The organism is Actinomycetospora chlora (assembly GCF_039542135.1).
Taxonomy (GTDB): domain Bacteria; phylum Actinomycetota; class Actinomycetes; order Mycobacteriales; family Pseudonocardiaceae; genus Actinomycetospora; species Actinomycetospora chlora.
Window position 1 is genome coordinate 1 of sequence record NZ_BAABHO010000107.1, and the last position, 4,314, is coordinate 4,314.

Here is a 4,314-nt window from a genome sequence, read left to right on the forward strand (position 1 = left end):
CGGCGCGGGCCGCGGCGCCGGCGACCCGGCGGCGCAGGGGACGGCGGGGCGGGGCGAGGCCGAGGCGGCGGTGGGCCCGGCGCACCGCGCGGCGCTGGCGCGGGGGCACGTTCCACACCTCGGGGTGGCGGCCCAGCCAGCGGTAGCGGTTGACCGCGTACGGGATGTGCAGCAGGTACACCGCGACGGCGACCGCGTAGACGACGAACGGGAACGTCACGAGCGCCGCCGCGGCGAAGGCGACGGCGACCAGCAGCGGCGCCACGTACGTCGCCGGCACCCGGACGCTCTTGAGCGACGCCGTCGGCACGCGGCTGATCATCAGCGTGCCGACGAGCACCGTCCACACGGCTACGACGGCCGGCTGCGACCAGAACCCCGGCCCGAGCTGGATCTCCAGCGCCATCGGCGCGAGCGCCACCAGCGCCCCCGCGGGCGAGGGGACGCCGACGAAGAACTCGCCCGCGTAGGGCGGCGCCTCGTCGTCGTCGGAGAGCGTGTTGAACCGCGCCAGCCGCAGCGCGGCCGACACGACGAGGACGAGCGCGACGACCCAGCCGATGCGGATGTCGTGCAGCGACCACAGGAACAGGATCAGCGCCGGCGAGACGCCGAAGGACACGCAGTCCGAGAGGGAGTCGAGCTCGGCGCCCATGCGGCTGGTCGCGTCGAGCAGGCGGGCCAGGCGCCCGTCGAGGGCGTCGAACACCGCGGCGAGCGCGATCGCGGCCAGTGCGGCGACCCGGTTGTCCGAGATCATGAACTGCACGCCGGACAGGCCGGAGCACAGCGCCAGGACCGTCACCGCGTTGGGCAGCAGCCGCACCCCGCGCCCGCCGGGCCGGTCCGTGGCGGTGTCGGGCGTCATCGGGGACCCGCGGGCAGGTCGGCCAGGACGGTCTCCCCGCCCACCGCGCGCTGCCCGGGCTCGACGCGGGTCGTGCTGCCGGGCGGCAGCAGCAGGTCGACCCGGGAGCCGAAGCGGATGAGGCCGTACACGTCGCCGGCGCGCACCTCGTCGCCCGGCACGGCGTCGCACACGATGCGCCGCGCGACGAGGCCCGCGATCTGCAGCACGACGAGGTCGTGGCCGTCGGCGCCGTGCACCCACGTCGCGGTGCGGGCGTTGGTGTCGCTGGCGGCGGGCAGGTCGGCCGAGAGGTAGCCGCCCGGGCGGTGCTCGACGGCCTGGACCTGGCCGTCGACCGGGATCCGCTGGACGTGCACGTCGTACACCGAGAGGAAGACGCTCACCCGCGGGCGCGGGCCCGGCGGCAGGCCGAGGGCGACGAGGTCCTCGGGCGGCTCGGCGGTGTCGACGAGGCTGACGGTGCCGTCGGCGGGGGCGACGGCGATGCCGGGCCGCTGCGGGGTGGTGCGGTGCGGGGACCGGAAGAACGCGGCGACCCCGGCCGTGACGGCCAGCCCGCCGAGCGTGCCCCGGCCGCGCAGGGCCCGGAGCCCCAGGGCCGCGGCGGCCACCGCGCCGATCACCGGCGCCCCGCCGGGGTGCAGCGGCGGCAGGGTCTCGCGGACGAGGGCGAGCGCGTGGCGCACGGTCCCGCCGGGCGGTGCCGCCGGGACAGACGGGGTCGCGGCAGGGGCGGTGGACTGGTCGGGCCGGACCATGGTCGGGCGGATCCCTCTTCTCGACGGCGCGCGCGGGCAACCTATCGGCCGGGGCGTGAAGGCGACGAAGTGGGAGACACCGGATCGCGGCAGATCGCGCGGGATCGGGAGGCCGGGATGGGGCCGGGGTCGCCAACCCCCGAGTCGGCGACCCCGGCCGGGAACCGCTCGTCCGCTCCCCAGCGACAAGCGGTTGGTCCTCTGACGGGGCCCACCCGGGAGATGCCTGGGGCAGGTCGTACCGACCCCATGACACCTGTCACACATGGTGCCCGATGATGTCTCGACGCGGAAGTCCGGGTCGCCCCATCGGCGCAACGTCACCCCCTCGACGGGAGGGATGGGGCCCCTCGACCGGGTCCGTGCGGGGCTCCATCGAGCCCCGCGGCGTCACCCGTCCAGGAGCCAGACCTCGACGGTCTCGCCGGCCGGCACGTGGGTGGTGTCCTCGTCGACGACGAGCAGGCAGTCCGCGCGGGCCAGGGCGGCGAGCAGGTGGGATCCCGCGCCGCCGACCGGGGCGACCGTCCCGGCCACCGCGTCGATCCGTCCCCGACGCAGCTGCCGGCGCCCGGCCGGCGAGTCCAGGGCCTCGGCCAGGCGGGCCCGCACGCGGGGCCGGTCGGGCTGCGGGTGGCCCAGGGCCCGGCGCAGGGCGGGGCGCACGAAGACCTCGAACGACACCAGCGAGCTCACCGGGTTGCCGGGCAGGGTGACCACGGCGACGTCGCCGGTCGGGCCGCGGTGGTGCCCGGAGCCCTGCGGCATGCCGGGCTGCATGGCCACCTTGGTGAACGCGACCCCCCGGCCGTCTCGATGGTCCGGCTCCGCTTCGCTGCGCGTCCGGGAGAACGCGTCCTTGACCACCTCGTACGCCCCCGCGCTGACGCCGCCCGAGGTGAGGACGAGGTCGACGGGGTCGTCGGACCGCGCCGCGAGGGCGTCGTCGAGGGTGCGCGTGAACTGCTCGACGTCGTCGGGCACGAAGCGCAGCAGCTCGCCGCGCCCCCCGGCGTCGTCGACCGCGGCCGCGAGCATCGGCCCGTTCGACTCGTGGATCTGGCCGTGCTGCAGCGGTTCGCCGGGCGCGACGAGCTCCGATCCGGTCGAGAGCACGAGCACCCGCGGGCGGCGCCGCACCGGCACCGCACCCACGCCCACGGCGGCAGCCAGGCCGATCTGCGCCGGCCCGAGCAGCGTCCCGGCCGGCAGCACGACCTGCCCGGCGGTGACGTCCTCGCCGGCGCCGCGGACGTTCTGCCCGGCCGCGACCGCACGCTCGACGGCGACGGTCTCGGTACCGGCGTCGGTCCACTCCACCTGCACGACCGCATCCGCGCCGTCGGGCATCGCGGCGCCGGTCATGATCCGGTGCGCGGTGCCCGCCGCCAGCGGGGGACCGTCGGTGCGCCCGGCCGGGACGTCCGCGGCGACGGGGAGCGCGACGGGCACGTCGGCGAGGTCGGCGGCGCGCACGGCGTAGCCGTCCATCGCGGAGTTGGCGAACGGCGGCAGCGGGTGCGGCGAGACGAGGTCCTCGGCGAGGACGCGGCCGCGCGCCTGCGCGAGCGGCACCGTCTCCGTCGCCGTCGGGTGCAGGAGGGCGGCGACCGCCGCGGCGTGCTCGGCGACCGGGCGCATCGCCGCGGGGTCGCCGTGGTCGTGCCCGTGCCCCGCGCCGTGGCCGGCCCTCACCGGTCGAGCTCCGCTGCGCTTCGTCTCCCGTGTCCCGTCACGGCGCGCATCGTGCCGCCCGCTCCCGTCGTGCGCGATCCGGCCCGGTGTGCAGCGTTAGGGTCTCCCCGTGGCGGACCGGGACACGCAGGACCTGACCGGGCAGCGGCTCGGTCACTTCCGCGTGGACGGCGTCATCGGCCGCGGCGGCATGAGCGTGCTGTACCGGGCCACCGACACGCGCCTGGGCCGCCGGGTCGCGCTGAAGGTCATCGACGAGGCGCTGGCGGCCGACCACGAGTTCCGCGACCGCTTCGTCGACGAGGCCCGCAACACCTCCGCGGTCGACCACGCCCACGTCGTCCCGCTCTACGACTTCGACGAGACCGACGGCCACCTCTACATCGCCATGCGCCACGTCGAGGGGCCGGACCTCGCGAGCGTCATCGACGGCCGGCCACTGACGGTCGCCCGCACGCTGCGGCTGCTCGGCCAGGTCGCCGACGCCCTCGACGCCGTGCACGCGCGGGGCCTCGTGCACCTCGACGTCAAGCCGGCCAACGTCCTGGTGACGACGCGGGAGTCGGCCGGCGAGCACGTCTACCTCGCCGACTTCGGGCTCACCCGCCGCGGCGCCACCGGCCACCGCACCTCGGGCGGCGACTTCCTCGGCTCGCCCACCTACGCCGCGCCCGAGCACCTGCGCGGCGAGCCCGTCGACGCGCGCACCGACGTCTACTCGCTGACCTGCGTGCTGTTCACCTGCCTCACCGGGCGCGCGCCCTACCTGGGGTCGGTCACCGAGGTCATCGACGGCCACCTCGGCGGCGACGTCCCGTCGGTGGCCGACCTCGTGGGCCTCGACCCGCGCGTCGACGAGGTCGTCCGCCGCGGCATGGACCCGGACCGCCCGCGCCGGCACGAGTCGGCGAGCGCCGTCGTCGAGGCCGCGCGCGGCGCGCTGACCGGGCCCGCGCCCGCGCCGCTGGTCGGGCCCCCGCCGCGCCGCCC

At 77.0% G+C, this 4,314-nt stretch carries 4 protein-coding genes; 1 reads left to right on the forward strand and 3 read right to left on the reverse strand.

The window, feature by feature from the left end; genetic code table 11:
* From pssA to moeA, 3 genes are all read right to left on the reverse strand, one after another.
* Positions 1–868, reverse strand: an 868-nt coding sequence (gene pssA, locus ABD994_RS30820; protein ID WP_345425405.1) for a CDP-diacylglycerol--serine O-phosphatidyltransferase, incomplete at its 3' end; no start/stop codon positions are given.
* Positions 865–1,629 (reverse strand): phosphatidylserine decarboxylase, encoded by a 765-nt coding sequence (locus ABD994_RS30825; protein WP_345425407.1) that lies wholly within the window; start codon positions 1,627–1,629, stop codon positions 865–867. The genes ABD994_RS30825 and pssA, both read right to left, overlap by 4 nt.
* Before the next feature lie 390 nt (positions 1,630–2,019).
* The gene (gene moeA / locus ABD994_RS30830) at positions 2,020–3,270 is read right to left on the reverse strand and encodes a molybdopterin molybdotransferase MoeA (protein WP_345425414.1); all 1,251 of its coding nucleotides are present in this window, start codon (positions 3,268–3,270) and stop codon (positions 2,020–2,022) included.
* Between the two features lie 163 nt (positions 3,271–3,433).
* Here moeA and ABD994_RS30835 point away from each other — a divergent pair.
* On the forward strand, positions 3,434–4,314 hold an 881-nt coding region (locus ABD994_RS30835; protein WP_345425410.1), incomplete at its 3' end, for a serine/threonine-protein kinase.

What these genes read in the sequence shown, in the direction of transcription:
- moeA (WP_345425414.1), bottom strand. Translation starts at nt 3,270, where the DNA reads ATGCGCCCGGTCGCCGAGCACGCCGCGGCGGTCGCCGCCCTCCTGCAC.
- ABD994_RS30825 (WP_345425407.1), bottom strand. Translation starts at nt 1,629, where the DNA reads ATGGTCCGGCCCGACCAGTCCACCGCCCCTGCCGCGACCCCGTCTGTC.